Origin of the sequence: Parabacteroides bouchesdurhonensis (genome assembly GCF_900186615.1) — a bacterium.
Classification (GTDB): domain Bacteria; phylum Bacteroidota; class Bacteroidia; order Bacteroidales; family Tannerellaceae; genus Parabacteroides; species Parabacteroides bouchesdurhonensis.
The window spans coordinates 413691-431696 of sequence record NZ_LT896588.1; the positions used below are offsets into that span (position 1 = coordinate 413691).

General features: G+C 42.1%; 11 protein-coding genes. All 11 read left to right on the forward strand.

The features are described 5' to 3' along the window. The first annotated feature begins 145 nt into the window (after window positions 1–145). The 11 genes from C1721_RS01885 to proB all read left to right on the forward strand — a co-directional run bounded on the left by C1721_RS01885 (window position 146) and on the right by proB (window position 18005). Window positions 146–1318: a n-acyl-d-glucosamine 2-epimerase gene (locus tag C1721_RS01885; protein ID WP_102406652.1), complete on the forward strand. Its 1173-nt coding sequence runs from the start codon at window positions 146–148 to the stop codon at window positions 1316–1318. A 113-nt stretch (window positions 1319–1431) separates the two neighbouring features. Continuing rightward, window positions 1432–4554, forward strand: coding sequence for a SusC/RagA family TonB-linked outer membrane protein (locus C1721_RS01890; protein ID WP_102406654.1), 3123 nt, complete (start codon window positions 1432–1434; stop codon window positions 4552–4554). 12 nt (window positions 4555–4566) lie between these two features. Then, entirely contained in the window at window positions 4567–6342 is a 1776-nt protein-coding gene (locus C1721_RS01895) for a RagB/SusD family nutrient uptake outer membrane protein (RefSeq protein ID WP_102406656.1), read from the forward strand. A gap of 77 nt (window positions 6343–6419) precedes the next feature. Then, window positions 6420–9551: an FAD-dependent oxidoreductase gene (locus C1721_RS01900; protein ID WP_102406658.1), complete on the forward strand. Its 3132-nt coding sequence runs from the start codon at window positions 6420–6422 to the stop codon at window positions 9549–9551. A gap of 12 nt (window positions 9552–9563) precedes the next feature. Next, on the forward strand, window positions 9564–11456 hold the full coding sequence (locus tag C1721_RS01905) for an FAD-dependent oxidoreductase (RefSeq protein WP_102406660.1): 1893 nt from the start codon (window positions 9564–9566) through the stop codon (window positions 11454–11456). A 21-nt stretch (window positions 11457–11477) separates the two neighbouring features. Beyond that, window positions 11478–12584 carry a DUF4434 domain-containing protein gene (locus C1721_RS01910; RefSeq protein ID WP_102406662.1) on the forward strand — a complete coding sequence of 369 codons (1107 nt, stop codon included), beginning with the start codon at window positions 11478–11480 and terminating at the stop codon, window positions 12582–12584. 16 nt (window positions 12585–12600) lie between these two features. After that, window positions 12601–14028 carry a sugar porter family MFS transporter gene (locus C1721_RS01915; RefSeq protein ID WP_102406664.1) on the forward strand — a complete coding sequence of 476 codons (1428 nt, stop codon included), beginning with the start codon at window positions 12601–12603 and terminating at the stop codon, window positions 14026–14028. Between the two features lie 206 nt (window positions 14029–14234). After that, window positions 14235–14435 (forward strand): ferredoxin, encoded by a 201-nt coding sequence (locus C1721_RS01920; RefSeq protein ID WP_234347254.1) that lies wholly within the window; start codon window positions 14235–14237, stop codon window positions 14433–14435. Window positions 14436–14672: 237 nt separating this feature from the next. Next, window positions 14673–15227 (forward strand): helix-turn-helix domain-containing protein, encoded by a 555-nt coding sequence (locus C1721_RS01925; RefSeq protein WP_102406666.1) that lies wholly within the window; start codon window positions 14673–14675, stop codon window positions 15225–15227. A 21-nt stretch (window positions 15228–15248) separates the two neighbouring features. Then, entirely contained in the window at window positions 15249–16901 is a 1653-nt protein-coding gene (locus tag C1721_RS01930; RefSeq protein ID WP_102406668.1) for an AMP-binding protein, read from the forward strand. Between the two features lie 30 nt (window positions 16902–16931). Beyond that, complete coding sequence (gene proB / locus C1721_RS01935; RefSeq protein WP_102406670.1) at window positions 16932–18005, forward strand: glutamate 5-kinase; 1074 nt, start codon at window positions 16932–16934, stop codon at window positions 18003–18005. Window position 18006: the final 1 nt, after the last annotated feature.

Consider the following 18006-nt stretch of genomic DNA (forward strand, 5'->3'; position numbering starts at 1 on the left):
ATTCAATAATTTATTAATCTTTTCTTGTTCTAGCCTATTTGTTATTAAATTATTTTATTTACATTTGTTGCAGAAACAAAAAGGAATGAAAATAATCTATAATAAAAAGCAACATTGTTGATATAAAGAACAAGGAGGATTAAAAATGGATTTTAAACAACTGGCAGAAAAATACAAAAGTGAATTACTTAATAATGTAATTCCTTTTTGGTTAGAAAAATCACAAGATCATGAATATGGAGGTTACTTCACTTGCTTAACTCGTGAAGGCAACGTTTTTGACACTGATAAATTTATTTGGTTGCAAGGGCGTGAAGTATGGATGTTCTCCTTCCTTTATAATAATGTAGAAAAAAAACAAGAATGGTTGGACTGTGCAATTCAGGGAGGGGAATTCTTAAAAAAATACGGTCACGACGGAAACTATAATTGGTATTTTTCTTTAACACGTGACGGAAAACCGCTTGTCGCTCCTTATAATATATTCTCTTACACTTTCGCAGCGATGGCATTTGGTCAATTAAGTTTGGCAACAGGCAATAAAGAATATGAACAAATAGCAAAGACCACTTATGAAAAGATTCTTTCGAAGATGGATAATCCTAAAGGTAAGTGGAACAAACTGATTCCGGGAACTCGTGATTTGAAGAACTTCGCTTTGCCGATGATTATGTGTAATCTGTCTCTCGAAATTGAGCATTTGCTGGATAAAGAGACCATGAAACACACAATCGATGCTTGTATCCATGAAGTTATGGATGTATTCTATCGTCCGGAAATAGGCTTGGTTGTTGAAAACGTAACTATAGACAACCAATTATCCGATTCTTTTGAAGGCCGTCAATTAAATCCCGGACATTCAATTGAGGCAATGTGGTTCATTCAAGATTTGGGCGTTCGTCTGAACCGTCCTGATTTAATTGAAAAGGCTGTAGAAATATCATTGAAAATGGTAAAAAAAGGATGGGATGAAAAGTATGGAGGAATTTTCTACTTCATGGATCGTCTGGGACATCCGACGCAGCAATTGGAATGGGATCAGAAACTATGGTGGGTACACCTTGAAACTATGATCTGCATGTCTAAAGGCTATCTTCTAACCGGAAACAAAGAATGTTTAGAATGGTTTGAAAAAGTACAAGATTACGCATGGAACCATTTTAAAGACCAAGAATATCCGGAATGGTATGGATATCTGAACCGTCAGGGAGAAGTCCTTCTTCCATTAAAAGGCGGAAAATGGAAAGGATGTTTCCACGTACCAAGAGGGATGTACCAATGTTGGCAAATCATGGAAAAATGTAAAAACATGAAATAACAAAAAGAGACTTATATCACACACCAATATAAAATTTACAGACCTAAAAAAGGCCTTTTGTTAAATTGTTAAATCTCTTAATCTATATTTATGTCTAATTAATAAATTTAATTATGAAAGTCCACTTTAAAAATTCAAAAACAAAAACCGACAGGGTAAAACCGTTGGTTCTGTGTTTAGCAATTGCAGGAATGGCTATTGGTAATTATCAACCGATTTTTGCTGAAGAAATTCCAATTGTGACGAGTGTTAACCAGGAAAAGAAAGTCACTGGTAAAGTCATTGACGACAACGGGGAAGCTGTTATCGGTGCAAATGTTATTGTAAAAGGTACCACTATAGGTGCGATTACTGATGTTAATGGAGAATTCTCTATTCAGGTTCCTTCTGATAATAGTATCCTGGAAATCTCTTATATAGGATATAGAACCCAAGAGATTTCTGTTAAAGGACAGAAATCTCTTGACATCACACTGATGTCAAATGCCGAAAACCTCGAAGAAGTCGTGGTTGTAGGATACGGAACCCAGAAAAAAGTAAACTTGACTGGAGCTGTACAAAGCGTTTCAAGCGAACAACTCGTAAAACGAAACGTTGCCAACTCATCACAAGCATTGCAAGGTTTGATTCCTGGTGTAGTTGTAAGCCAAGCATCTGGTGCCCCCGGAGCTACAGCTTCAATACAGATTCGTGGTACCGGTTCTATAAACTCTGCTGCATCTCCTCTTGTTTTAGTTGATGGCGTTGAAGGAGACATGAATTCTATTGAAATGAATGCTATTGAGTCCATTTCTATTTTGAAAGATGCCGCATCTGCTGCTATTTATGGTTCTAAAGCGTCTAATGGTGTTATATTAATAACAACTAAAAGAGCTCAAAATTCAGGTGTTAAAGTTTCATATAATGGATATGTAGGTTTCCGAACTCCTACAGAAATGCCAGATCCAGTTAATGCCGTTGAATATATGGAAGCTGTAAATACTGCTCGTGCAAATCAGGATATGGGACCTCAATATGATAAAACTCTTATTGATCAGTATAGAAGAGAAGGTGCTGATAATATCCATAACTTCGACACGAATTGGAAAGATCTGTTGTTTAAAAATACAACATTGACTCATAACCATTCCGTAAGCGTAAGTGGAGGTTCTGATCGTGTGAAAACATTTGCAAATGCATCATACAATTATGAAGATGGTTTAATTCCAAACAACGACTATAACCGAAAAGCAATAAGAACAAATACTGATGCTAAAATTACAGATTGGTTATCAGCTGGTCTTAATTTAAATATCCGTAGAACTGTAGAAACACAACCAAACGCTACAGCAGTATCAATTATCAACGAATGCTTAACTTACACTCCCGTTTTTGGTGGTATAAATTCAGACGGTACATGGGGAAATGGTCAAAATGGTGTTAACCCTATAGCACAAGCAAAAGCTGGAGGTACAACAGTAAATGACCACAACGACCTCAGTGTAAAAGGGACATTAGTATTAACACCTCTTAAAGGTCTTGAAATATTAGGCAGCTATTCTTCTCGGAAATATGAAAATAAAACGGATGCTTTTTTAAGTACTTACGACACATACGAAGCAGGTAGCTATATCATGACATATCCTACTACAGGAAATGCAAGAAGTGAGTCATGGTACCGACAAATAAGCAATCAGTTCAATGCTCAGGCTTCTTATGAAAACACATTCAATGAAAAACATTACTTCAAAGGATTTGTAGGTTTTCAGACAGAAGAGGTAAAAGCGAAAAGTATGGGTGCCGGACGTAAGAACTTCTTCTACGACGGATATGAACAAATAAATCATGGAGAAGCCTCAACATCTACAGCGTCTGGTGGTAGATCTGAATTCGCAATGATGTCATACATCGCACGTATAAATTATACTTTTGCAGATAAATACTTGGTTGAATTAACTGGTCGCTATGATGGTTCTTCTCGTTTTACAGCAGATAACAGATGGGGTTTTTTCCCTGCTGCTTCTGTCGGATGGAGAATATCAGAAGAAGCCTTTTTTGAACCATTAAAAGATAAAATCAGTAATTTAAAATTCCGTGCTTCTTATGGTACTTTAGGAAATCAAGATATTAGAATAAATGACAATCCTATTTATTATCCCTATGCTGCTACACTAAGTTCTGGTGCCGGTTATTGGTTTAATAAGGAGTACTCAACAGGAGTTTATGCATCAAGTATGTCTAATCCTAATATTACATGGGAAAAATCAACACAAGCAAATTTCGGATTAGATGTAACTGCTCTTAATTCCAAATTGGATGTAACATTCGACTATTATATCAGAAATATAACAGATCTGTTACAAACATTCCCTGCTCCAATGTACGTAGGATTATCTTCTGCTTGGCAAAATGCAGGTAAAATGAGAAATAACGGATGGGATTTAGCAATCAACTGGAGAGATAACATTGGAAAAGTAAATTATAGTATAACCGCATTGTTATCCGATGTAAAAAATGAGATAACGGATCTATATGGAAACGAATATATCAACGCATACAATACAACACAAGAAGGACATCCAATCTATTCTTGGTATGGTTATGTTGCTGATGGATATTTCCAATCACAAGCGGAAATAGACAATCCTGACCAACCCGTATATGGCGGAAATAAGACAAACGTAAAACCTGGTTTTATTAAATATAAAGATATAAGCGGACCTGATGGAAAACCTGATGGAGTAATAAATGATTACGATCGTACTATAATTGGAGATCCGCAAGATCGCTATACTTTCAGTCTAAATTTAGGTGCAGAATGGAATAATTTTGACTTTTCTGTATTTTTACAAGGCGTAGGTAAAAAAGACATTTATTTTGAAGGAAATGGGGCCAGACCTTTTTACGTAGGTAGAACTATTTATCGCAATCAATTAAATGCTTGGTCAGAAGACAATAGAAATGCAGAATTTCCTTTATTGTTAATTGATGGTAGTGGAAGTAATATGAACAACATACCTTCATCTTTTTGGGTTAGAAGTGGAGCTTATATGCGTTTAAAAAATGTCACAGTAGGCTATACCCTTCCGAAGAAATTTCTTAATAAAACAAAAATAGATAATCTTCGTTTTTACATAAGTGGCCAGAATTTATTTACGATATGCAATGCATATGACGGATATGATCCTGAAAGTAAGATAAATAGTTTCTACCCTGTAATGCAGGTATATACATTTGGAGTTGATTTAAGATTTTAATAAAATACAGTTATGAAAAAATTAGTATTATATATATTTGGTCTGACTTTAATTGGACTTAGCACTATATCGTGCAGTGATTTCCTAGACAGAACAGATACTAATGATAGTTATACAAGTAATGGTTTCTTTAACAACGAAACCTCTATAAAAGAAGGTGTAACTGGTATCTATGCAAACATGTATATGAATTTAGCCTATAATGTTCCTCATGTTATAACATTAGAACATTTCACCCCTCTTGCTTTAGAAAGAAACGAAAATACAACGATCGGTGCTGGCGGTGGTCTTAATCCGGATAACGCATCGGTACAAGATTTTTGGACATTCTTATATAGAAACATAGCACGAGCTAACGAACTTATTTCCGGAGCAAAAGCCTATGAAGAAACATTAAATGCAAAATCCTTCCAATATTTAGCAGAGGCCCATGTATTAAGGGCATTTTGTTACTATTATCTAATAGGATTATGGGGAGATGTTCCGTTTTTTGACAGTCCGGTAACAACAGAGCAATACACAACCGCATTAAGAACATCTAAAGTGGAAATTCTGGATTTCATTATAAATGATATCAACCAAGTTGCAGAACAATTGCCTTGGACAGCTGAAGACAGAGGACGTGTAGACAGAGCATTTGCATATGGTGTTATAGCACGTGCAGGATTATTAGGCGGAGGCTTGAATTACGGAGGAAAAAGCTCTGAATATTTTAGAGCTGCAGCAAACGCAGCATCTAAAGTTATTGGGCAAAGAGGCTTAGCACATAATTTTGAAGACATGTGGACTATTGCGGGGCAGGCAAAAAGTGATGTACGTAATGAATTTTTGTTTGAATTACCTTATAGCACTACAGCCAGTGTCCAATTGATTAATATGATTGCCTTCGGACAAGTATCCAGAATTCAAGGCCAAACGGGTCGTCATCCAAGTATGATGTTAGCAGATACTTATGAGTGTATTGATGGTAAACGTATTGATGAATCACCGTTGTACGATCCACGCCACCCTCAAAGAAATAGAGATCCAAGATTTGGTGCAACACTTTGGATGCATGGAGATACATGTACAACTAATAATGGTTCGCTAAATTCCATTATATTGGAAGCTTACGAATTAACTACCAAGCAGTACAATTACGCAACAAACACATGGGATGAAAGAAATAATGACGATATGAATAGTGCTGCAGCCTGGGCTAGTTTCTGTAATGCCGGTGTTGGTTACATTTGGGCTAAGTACAGTAAAGAAACAGATGAAAACATTGGTAGTGCCAGTTGTAATGTACCTATAATGCGCTATGCAGAAATATTATTAAGTTATGCAGAAGCAAAAATCGAACTGAATGAATTAGATCAGTCAGTATATGATGCAATCAATCAAGTTCGTAACCGTGCGGGCATGCCTGATGTATCAGCAGATCGTATAGGCAATCAAGACAAAATGCGTCAATTAGTAAGACGTGAGCGTAAAGTAGAGTTTGCATTGGAAGGTCTTCATCTTTTTGATATGAGAAGATGGGGTATCGGAGATATAGAAAATGACAAACCATCTTACGGACTGCCATTACCTACAGTTCGCTATGAAGGTATGTCTGCTACAGATATTCCTAATTTCAAGACGAGCGCACGTCATGATCTCAATGATATTCCTAATTACGATGCATACAAGAGCAAATTAAAGGTTCGTGATGTAAACCGCTATTGGGAGAAAAAATTCGAATTATGGCCTATTCCTCAACAGGAAAGAAACCGTAATCCAAATATTGTACAAAACGAAGGTTATTAATAACAGGATAATTGAATCAAGCCGGAGAATCCTCCGGCTTGATTCTCTCCACAATAAAGATATGAAAAAGAATTACCATGATAACACGTAGAGATTTTTTAAAGTTAACTGCTGCCAGCAGTGCACTAGTATCGTTTGGCAACGTAGCCGAAGCAAAGAACAAAATTCAACAAGTTACCCAAGTTCCATCCTATTGTGAAGAGTCCGGACGTAATATTCCGGTTATTGAAGAAACAGATATTATTATCGTTGGAGGCAGTTCCGGAGCAGTATCAGCTGCCATATCCGCAGCACAAAGCGGAAGTAAAGTTTTTCTAATTGCCGGCATGCCTTATCTAGGAGACGACATTTGCGGTTCGTTCATGTATCAGATAAATAAAAAAGAAGAACAAGCACAAACAGCAATCGCACGTAAAATATTTTTAATTGAAGAAGATCCCAGAGAAGTTTACAAAGCAAAAACCGAAAGTGATCTTATCTATACCCAATATAAAGCACCTACCCCTCTACAAGTAAAGACCATCCTTGAAAACGAATTAATTGACAACAATATACATTTCTTATACAGTACATTCGTCACCAATGTTTTAGTTGACGAGAAAAAACAGGTCGCCGGCGTTATTATTGCTAACCGCTCAGGCAGACAAGCTATCCGTTGTAAAGGAATCATTGATACCACAACAACCGCTGCAGTTGCAGAGATGTGTGGAGTTCCTTTTACAGAATCCAAACAGACAAAACAAACATTCACATATACAGTAGTCGGTAATAACGTAAAGGAATCTCCAGTTATTAAAAAAGCAGAAACTCTGCCGTTTACGTTCTTTTCCGCAGGTAAGGAGTATCCGGTTATCCGTTATACTTTCGATTACGAATTAAAAGATAAATCATATGCTTCCCTAATGGAAGCCGAACAATTCATACGTGATATCACATGGGATGCCGATCAGGTAGACAGTTCCGATCTTCTATGGTATACCCCCTCATATCACATCATACCTGTTTCAAAGGATATTAATTCCCTTGAAGGATTAGAAAAAGAAGCGTTTGTCGATAACATCATTAAATACACTCCGGACGGATACGATACTGTCCGTTCTACCCATGCCCTTCCAAAAGAAGTTTTCTCCTGTAAAGGGGTTACAAATTTATGGGTAATGGGGCCATGTGCCGCTGTGTCCCGTGATGTTGCGTCATGGCTTTCACGTCCTGTTAATGCTATGACTCTTGGCGAAATGATGGGAGAATATGTAGCCAATCAAGTTCAAGATATCCACCTGGCAGGTTCAGTAAAATTATCCGTACCCGAAGGTAAAGCCTCCTATTGCGGAGACGTGAAAGAAATTCTTTCACCGTTACGTCCACAGATGGACAAAGGATACATTAAAACGGCTCAATCCATATTACCAGTCTTAGGACATTACGATGTAGTCGTGATGGGTGGAGGAACTGCCGGTGCTCCGGCCGGAATCTCCGCCGCCATGCACAATGCGAAAACTTTAGTCGTAGAATATCTCCACGGATTGGGAGGACTTGCCACCTTAGGTTTTATAGGACGTTATTGGGATGGTTTCCGTGAAGGTTATACGGCGGAAATAGACAAAAGCGTGCGCAATATGGCACCCGCCGACCATCCACGACAAATGAAGTCGAATGCAGATTCCCGTATGGACTGGAAAGTAGAATGGTACCGTCAACAACTTCGTAAAAACAAGGCTGATTTATGGTACGGAGTTCTTGGTTGCGGAGCTTTAGTTCACAAAGGAAAAGTAGAAGGACTTGTCGTTGCCACCCCATTCGGTCGCGGCGTAATACTTGCCGATGTAGTTATCGACAGTACCGGCAGCGCAGATATTGCCATTGCCGCGGGTGCCGATTATGAATATACCGGAAAGAAAACCCTTGCCGTACAGGGGGCCGGACTATCCCGTTTCGAGCTAAATGATTATTATAACAATACAGATTGGACATTGATAGACGACACAGATATTCTTGACGTCAGTCGTCTGTTTGTACAAGGAAAAGCAAAATACAAAGGAGGTTATGATTTAGGCAAACTTCCTCAAACACGTGAACGCCGCCGAATTATAGGCGATTACACCGTAAGCGTATACGATGTCATTAACCATAAAAGGTATAATGATACGATCTCGTATCACAAAAGTTCATTTGATACGCACGGTATGACCATCGATCCGTTCTTTACATTGAATCCTCCGGGTAAACGTCACGTCATCTATGACGCAGATGTGCCATTGAGAGCACTGCTTCCCCGCGGACTTGAAGGAATTATCGTTACCGGCCTTGGCGCCAGCGCACACAGGGATGCTATGCCTGTCATCCGTATGCAGCCTTGTTTACAAAACCAAGGATACTCGGTTGGATATCTCGCCGCGCTAGCTGCAACGGACAAGACTCCGTTGCGGAAAGTCAACATTCGCAAAATACAAAAGCATCTGGTAGAAAAAGGCATCCTGCCCACCCGAGTACTTTCCGACAAAGAAACAAAAACATACTCCGATAAAACGTTTGAAGTTGCCGCCCAACAGGTTACAGATCATTATAAAGGGCTTGAAATTCTTTTGACAGATCCCGACAGGTGCATCCGTATTATTCGTAAACGTATCGCCGGAGCATTAGGCAACGATCACGTGATCTACGCCAGCATCCTTTGTATTCTGGGCGATAAGGAATTTGCACCGGTTCTCACGGAGGCGATACGCTCATATGATGGTTGGGATGCAGGATGGCATTACACGGCCTCCGCACAGTTTGGAGAATGTATGAGTCCTCTCGACAGTCTCATCATTGCTCTTGGAAATACCGGCGAAGCGTCTGCCCTCCCTGTTATTCTTGAAAAAGCAAACCAATTGAAACTGGAAGACTACTTTTCGCACTACCGGGCTATCTGTATGGCCTGTGAATCAATCAAGAGCAAGGACGCCGTGCCTGTACTGCATAAACTGATAACGACCGAGGGAATGCGTTACCATGATATACCTTCATACCATGTAGCACAAAACCGTGTTGTTCCGTACATACACGATATTACTTACAGAAACCGCATTCTGAAAGAGCTTCATCTTGCGAAGAGCTTATATCTCTGCGGAGACAAAAATAAGGTTGCCGAGAACATATTAAACCGTTACGCGCGAGGTTTGGAAGGGCACTATGCACGCTTCGCACAAGAAATTCTTGCAAACAAATAAAAACGATCACTCATGTTACGAAACACTTTTAAATACTTTATAATTTGTCTTGCCGCTATCTCTTTGATAGCTTGCGATCAGACACAGAAAATTGACGTATTAATCATTGGAGGAGGCGCCAGCGGAACTACCGCCGGCATACAATCAGCCCGTTTGGGAGCCAACACACTTATAGTAGAAGAGTTTGAATGGTTGGGAGGAGCCCTCACTTCTGCTGGTGTTAGTTGTGTAGATGGCAACTACAGGCTTCCCAGTGGAATCTTCGGTGAATTCCGCAACGGACTGGCAGAACATTACGGTTCATTAGACAGCCTCCGCACAGGTTGGGTATCCGCTGTTAACGCAGAACCTTCCGTCATGAACCAAACTCTGAAACAAATTGCTTCAAAGGAAGAATTACTTTCCATCTGGTATAACTCCACCGTCCAAAATATTGAAAAGACGAAAAAAGGCTGGCGTATAACTGTCAACAAAGAAGGCCAACCACAGACTTTAGTAGCAAAAGTTCTTATTGACGGCACCGAACTGGGAGACATTGCCAAAGCATGCGGCGTAAAATACGACATAGGGATGGAAGCCCGCAGCATATCCGGTGAAGATATTGCTCCGGAAGAATCAAACGACATCATTCAGGATCTTACCTATGTAGCTATCCTGAAAGATTATGGAAAAGATATGACTATTCCCAAGCCGGAAGGCTATGATCCTTCCATTTTTTACTGCACCTGCAAATATGAGAAGTGTGTAAACCCAAGTGAAAAGCACACATTATGGGATCGCGACAAAATGATAACCTACGGTAAACTGCCAAATAACAAATACATGATAAACTGGCCTATCGAAGGAAATGATTATTATCTAAATCTCATTGAGCTAACTCCGGAACAACGCAAGCTGGAACTGGAAAAAGCGAAACACTTCACGTTATGCTACATTTATTATCTTCAGAATGAATTAGGTTTTAACACACTCGGACTGGCGGACGATGAGTTCCCTACAGCCGATAAGCTACCTTTTATCCCCTACCACCGTGAGTCACGCAGGATACACGGGAAGGTACGCTTCAATCTGAATCATATCGCATCTCCATATACACAACCTGAGAAGTTCTACCGCACTTCCATAACTGTAGGAGATTATGCCGTAGACCATCATCACGCCCGCTACGATAAATGGGAAGAACTGCCCAATCTCGCATTCTATCCTGTACCATCATTCGGAGTGCCTTTAGGAGTAATCATTCCCGAAGATGTAGACAACCTGCTGGTCGTTGAAAAATCGATTTCCGTCTCTAACCTTGCCAACGGAACAACCCGCTTGCAACCTGTCCTGATGCAATTAGGACAAGCAGCCGGAGCTCTTGCCGCCCTTTCCGTAAAAGAAAACAAGAGTGTAGCCGATGTTCCCGTCCGCGATGTGCAAAATACCTTGCTCGCTGCCAACTGTTACCTGTTGCCCTATCTGGATTTGCCGCTTGGCGACAAACATTTCGCCGCCCTGCAACGTATAGGCGCAACCGGTATATTAAAAGGACGGGGAGCGCACCAGGGATGGGCAAACCAAACTTGGTTTGACGCAGATTCCGTGTTAACGGCAGATGCTGTTCTTCCCGGATTGCACGAGTATTACCCACAATTTAACACAAACATTTTGAATCCCGAGATAACAATATCGGATGCCCTTACGTTATTATACCAATTGAAGTCTTCACAGAATCAAACCGGAGAGGAAAAGAGTGCCGACGAATTTGCAGCTACTGTTTCCTCCCAATGGGATTCGCTGGGGCTGGAGAACTTCACTCCCGAAAGGAATATAACCCGTAAGGAATTTGCCGTATTGTTAGATAAAATTGTCGATCCTTTCAATCAAGTTGCTATCGACATTAAAGGAAATATAGTAAATTAATTAACTTAATACATTTTCACCATGACGAATAGTAGAAGAGACTTTATTAAACAGGTTTCTGTAACCGGTGCTGCACTTGCCACCGGAGCTCTCGCTTCCTCCTGTACCGATAAGAACAATGCTCCATGCGGAGTTTATCCGACGACTAACGGAGAAAACATAGAAAGTACATTAATCATTCCGAAAGCACAAGGACTCAAGATAACCGGAGCTTTCCTCGATGAGATTTCGCACGATATACCTCACCAGAATTGGGGCGAAAAAGAATGGGATCAAGATTTCGCATATATGAAAGCCATCGGAATCGATACCGTAATAGTAATCCGCAGCGGATACCGCAAATTCATTACCTACCCATCGGAATACCTGATGAATAAATTCGGTTGCTACATGCCTTCGGTAGACCTGATAGACATGTACCTCCGTTTAGCAGAGAAATACAATATGAAGTTCTACTTCGGATTGTACGACTCCGGCAAATATTGGGACACCGGCGACATGACATGGGAAATAGAATCCAACAAATACGTGATAGAGGAAGTCTGGAAGAAATACGGACACTACAAGAGTTTCCAGGGATGGTATCTTTGTCAGGAAATAAGCCGTGCAACCAAAGGCGCAATAGATGCATTCGGCAGCTTAGGACAACAATGCAAGGACGTATCCGGTGGGCTGCCTACCCTTATCTCCCCATGGATAGATGGCAAGAAAGCTGTAGCCGCCGCTTCCGGAACACTGAACAAAGCTCAGGCCGTATCGGTAGAAGAGCATGAACGCGAGTGGTCGGAAATATTCGACGGCATCAAGGGTAAAGTAGATGCCTGTGCTTTTCAGGACGGACACATTGATTACGACGAACTGGATGCGTTCTTTAGCGTAAACAAAAAAATGGCGGATAAATACGGCATCGAATGCTGGACCAACGCCGAATCGTTTGACCGCGATATGCCTATCAAATTCCTGCCTATCAAATTCGATAAGCTGCGCATGAAACTGGAAGCTGCCGCTCGCCAGAATTACGACAAAGCCATCACGTTTGAGTTCGCTCATTTCATGAGTCCGCAGTCGGCATACTTGCAGGCAGGCCACCTGTACAATCGCTACAAGGAATACTTCAACCTGAAATAAAACGAGGATAAAACACATGAAAAATAACAATATAAACATGGGATATGTAATCTTCCTATCCCTCGTAGCCGCGCTGGGAGGCTTCCTGTTTGGATACGACACGGCTGTTGTATCGGGAACTAACCAGCAGGTGGCAAAACTGTTTAATCTGGATGAGATGCAGCTCGGTTGGTATGTAGGCTGCGCTTTGATAGGTTCTATCGGCGGCGTATCGGTGGCAGGAATCTTGGGCGACAAGTTTGGCCGTAAGCGCACTATGCTGTTTTCGGCCATCCTGTTCTCACTCTCCGCTATCGGATGCGCGGTCAGTTCAGACTTTACCATGCTTGTTGTCTCCCGCATCTTCGTAGGAGTAGGTATTGGTATCGTATCTATTATTTCACCGTTGTATATCTCCGAAGTGGCAGTCTCCAAATACCGCGGAAGTCTGGTATCTTTATACCAGTTCGGCGTAACGGTAGGTATGGTTGGCGCCTATTTGGTGAACCATGTCCTTTTGAATGTTGCAGAGAGCGGATTGGCCTCACTTGCCGACCCCTCCACGCCTACTCTGTTTGAAAAAGTATTCTATACCGAATCATGGCGCGCCATGTTGGGTATGTGTGCCGTTCCGTCTATCCTATTCTTTATTGTGATATTCTTCATTCCGGAAAGTCCGCGCTGGTTGATCTTACAGCATCGTAACGATACCGCACAAAGTATTCTGGAACGCATCTACGGAAGCATCCAGGAAGCCATGGCGCAATTGGAAAGTACCCGTCAGATGGTATTAAGCGAGAGTTCCACAAAAACGGGCCAATGGGCATATCTTTTCAAACCAGCTATCTTCAAGATGGTATTGATCGGTTCCGCCATTGCCATACTTGGGCAGTTTATGGGTGTGAATGCCGTACTTTATTACGGCCCTACTATATTTGAGCAAAGCGGGTTGTCCGGAGGAGACTCTCTGTTCTATCAGGTTCTGGTAGGTGCGGTTAACATGGTTACCACTATTATCGCACTTTTCATTATAGACAAGGTTGGACGCAAGCAACTGGTATATTGGGGCGTATCGGGCATGATCATTGCTCTGCTGATGATTGCCTTCTACTTCCATTATGGCGAAGCTATGGGCATATCCAGCGTATTCCTTCTGATCAGTTTTATGTTCTATATCTTCTGCTGTGCCATATCCATTTGCGCGGTAGTATTCGTATTACTGTCCGAAATGTTCCCTATCCGTGTACGCGGACTGGCGATGTCCATTGCCGGATTCTCTCTTTGGATCGGAACTTATTTGATCGGTCAGTTGACCCCGTGGATGCTGAAACATTTCACACCGGAAGGTACTTTCCTGTTGTTTGCCGTTATGTGCATCCCGTACATGTTTATCATGTGGAAGCTGGTTCCTGAAACTACAGGACGATCACTGGAAGAAATTGAACAGATGATTTCTGAAAAATAATTGCCGTAACAGGTAACTCTACGTAAATTTTTAAGGCCGGATTATTCGTGATGAACAGTCCGGCTTTGTTTTTTCTTATTTTCCCTCCAAGACAAACGCAAAACGTATCCGTAGACCTGCGGAGATACACGACGTAAACAATAACCGGTAAAACACCAAAACTTTCCGGCAGGCAGGATTGTTTTCTATACGTATTAATCATCTTAATGAAAAAAACTATGTCGATAAGTAAGGTATGGATAGAAGACGGCTGTATAGCCTGTGGAAACTGTGAGGCAGTTTGTCCCGAAGTATTTTTTTTAACAGATCACTCAAATGTCAAGGAAGGCGTAGACTTCGGAGACTTTGAAGCGGGAATCAAACAAGCCGCCGAAGAATGTCCGGTAGAAGTGATCAAGTACGAATAACATACAGTAGAAAGTTTTTCATCGCTTCCGAATATATTTCTTATCAGGGGCAGGTGTAACCCAGGTCAAAAAAAACAGCGGGTTATCACCTGCCTCTGTTATTTGAAACAGTACTCTTTTTTTGTCAGCTTTTAAGATGATTTTACTATCTAATTTACATTATACCCACTCATCCGGTAGACTTTTTGCTTTTTCTTCCTATCTTTGGAGCATCTAAATTATAAAGAACTACAACAAATGAATGAGCAGATAAAACAAATAGCAGAACGTCTTGCCGGACTACGCGACGCGCTGGAAGTTACCCCTGCGGAAATGGCAAAAGTATGCAATCTGACAACAGAAGAATATCTGAAGCTGGAAAGCGGCACTGTAGATATATCTGTCAGCATATTGCATCAAATTTCGCAGGCCTACGGAGTGGAACTCACCACGCTCATGTTCGGAGACGAACCGAAGATGAGTTCCTATTTCATCACCCGAAACGGAAAAGGCGTAGCCGTAGAACGAACAAAGGCCTACAAGTACCAATCGCTCGGGGCAGGTTTTGCAGGGCGTAAAGCAGACCCATTTCTGGTTACCGTCCATCCCAAACCGGAAGATGAACCTTTTTATCTCAATTCACACGCAGGCCAGGAATACAACCTCGTATTGCAAGGCCGCATGCTGCTGCAAATAAACAATAAAGATTTAATACTGGAGGAAGGAGACAGTATCTACTTCAATTCGGAACTTCCCCACGGAATGAAAGCGCTAGATGGGAACAAGGTTGTTTTCCTCGCTGTCATTCTGTAATTTGATAGAAAATACACAACTATGTTAGAAAGATTTATAGATAAAACGACATTCGAGTCTCAGGAAGACTTCATACAGAACTTCAAGGTGAAAGTTCCGGAAAATTTCAACTTCGGTTACGATGTGGTAGACGCTTGGGCTGCCGAAGAACCGGATAAAAAGGCACTCTGCTGGACAAACGATCACGGCGAACATATAGATTTCACGTTCGCGGAACTTAAGAAATACACCGATCAGACTGCGTCCTATTTCCAATCTTTAGGTATAGGTCATGGCGACATGGTAATGCTCATCCTGAAAAGAAAGTATGAGTTCTGGTTCAGCATCATCGCCCTGCATAAGCTGGGAGCCGTAGTAATTCCGGCAACGCACCTGTTAACAAAGAAAGATATTGTGTACCGCGCCAATGCGGCAGACATCAAGATGATCGTTTGTGCCGGCGAAGAACCTATACTGACCCATATCAAGGATTCCCTGCCCGATTCACCAACCGTAAAAACAGTGGTATCCGTAGGGCCGGAACTAGGAGGGTTTGAAGACTTCCACCAAGGCATCAGGAACGCTGCTCCGTTCCAACGTCCGATGCATGCAAACAGCAACGACGATATTTCGCTGATGTATTTCACTTCCGGCACGACAGGCAACCCCAAAATGGTAGCCCACGATTTTACATATCCTCTGGGACACATTGTAACGGGCAGCTTCTGGCACAATCTTCATCGTGACAGTCTTCATCTGACCATAGCCGACACGGGCTGGGGAAAAGCCGTATGGGGCAAGTTGTACGGACAATGGATTGCAGGTGCTACCGTATTCGTCTACGACCACGAGAAGTTCACACCGGCTGCCATGCTGCAAATGATACAAGACTATAAGATCACCTCTTTATGCGCTCCTCCAACCATATTCAGGTTCCTGATCCGTGAAGACCTCAGCAAGTACGACCTGTCGTCTCTGAAATATTGCACGATAGCCGGCGAAGCGTTGAATCCTGCCGTATTCGACACATTCTATAAGCTGACGGGCATTAAACTGATGGAAGGATTCGGTCAGACAGAAACGACATTGACGGTAGCGACCTTCCCCTGGATGGAACCCAAGCCGGGATCAATGGGTGTACCTAACCCGCAGTATGATGTGGACCTCTTGCGTCCGGACGGAACAAAAGCGGAAGACGGGGAGCAAGGCCAGATAGTGATACATACTGATAAAGGCAAACCGATAGGTCTGTTCAAGGAGTATTACCGCGATGCAGAACGCACACACGAAGCTTGGCACGACGGACTGTATTACACCGGCGACGTAGCCTGGCGCGACGAAGATGGTTATCTTTGGTTTGTAGGCCGCGCCGATGATGTAATCAAAAGTTCCGGCTACCGGATCGGCCCGTTTGAAGTAGAAAGCGCCCTGATGACCCATCCCGCCGTTGTGGAATGCGCAATCACCGGCGTTCCCGACGAAATACGCGGGCAAGTTGTAAAAGCAACCATTGTCTTAGCCAAAGATTACAAATCGAAGGCCGGCGAAGAGCTTATCAAAGAACTGCAAGATCATGTAAAGAAAGTGACAGCTCCTTATAAATATCCGCGCGTGGTAGAGTTTGTAGACGAACTCCCGAAAACTATCAGCGGAAAGATACGCAGAGTGGAGATCAGAGACAAAGACAATCAATAACGGGACATTTATAAACCGGCATTATCATACATGAAACGAATTGCCATCAAGATAGGCAGCAATGTGCTCACTCGTAAAGACGGTTCGCTGGATATCACCCGCATGTCGTCGTTGGTAGATCAGGTAGCCGAACTCCATAAGCAGGGGAAAGAGGTTATTCTCATTTCGTCGGGAGCTGTAGCTTCGGGACGGAGTGAGATAAACGTGGGGAAAAAGCTGGACGCAGTCTCCGCGCGTCAACTTTATTCTTCTGTAGGACAAGCCAAGCTGATAAACCGTTACTACGAATTATTCCGCGAACACGGACTAACGTGCGGTCAGGTACTCACTACTAAAGAAAGCTTCGGCAGTCGTACGCACTATCTGAACCAGAAGCATTGTATGGATGTGATGCTGGATAATAAGGTGATTCCCATAGTGAACGAGAATGACACCATTTCCGTAACGGAGCTGATGTTCACGGATAATGACGAATTATCCGGCCTTATTGCCGCTATGATGGATATGGATGCGCTTATTATCCTGAGTAATATCGACGGTATTTACAATGGCAATCCGGCCGCCCCAACCTCAGTGGTTATCCGGGAGATCGAGAATGACAAGCAGGATTTGTCCGAATATGTCCAGGCTAGCAAGTCGTCTTTCGGACGCGGTGGAATGCTCACAAAATGCAGCATTGCCCGTAAAGTGGCGGACGAAGGAATTACCGTTATTATCGCGAACGGGAAGAAAGATAATATCCTGCCGGAATTGTTGGCCGAAGGAAGCAATACGGTTTGTACGCGCTTCATCCCATCCTCCAAACCGGTTAGCAGCGTAAAGAAATGGATAGCCCACTCCGAAGGTTTTGCCAAAGGCAAGGTCTATATTAATAAAGGGGCTGAGAAAGCATTGGCTGGTGATAAGGCAACAAGCGTTTTGCTGGTAGGCGTTACACAGATCAAAGGAGACTTTGAGAAAGACGACATTGTTAAGATTATCAATGAAGACGGCATACAGATCGGCGTTGGTTGCTCCGCTTACAGTAGCGATGAAGCGATCAGCCTGATAGGTAAACGCGACATAAAGCCGTTAATTCACTACGATTATTTATATCTGGATTAAA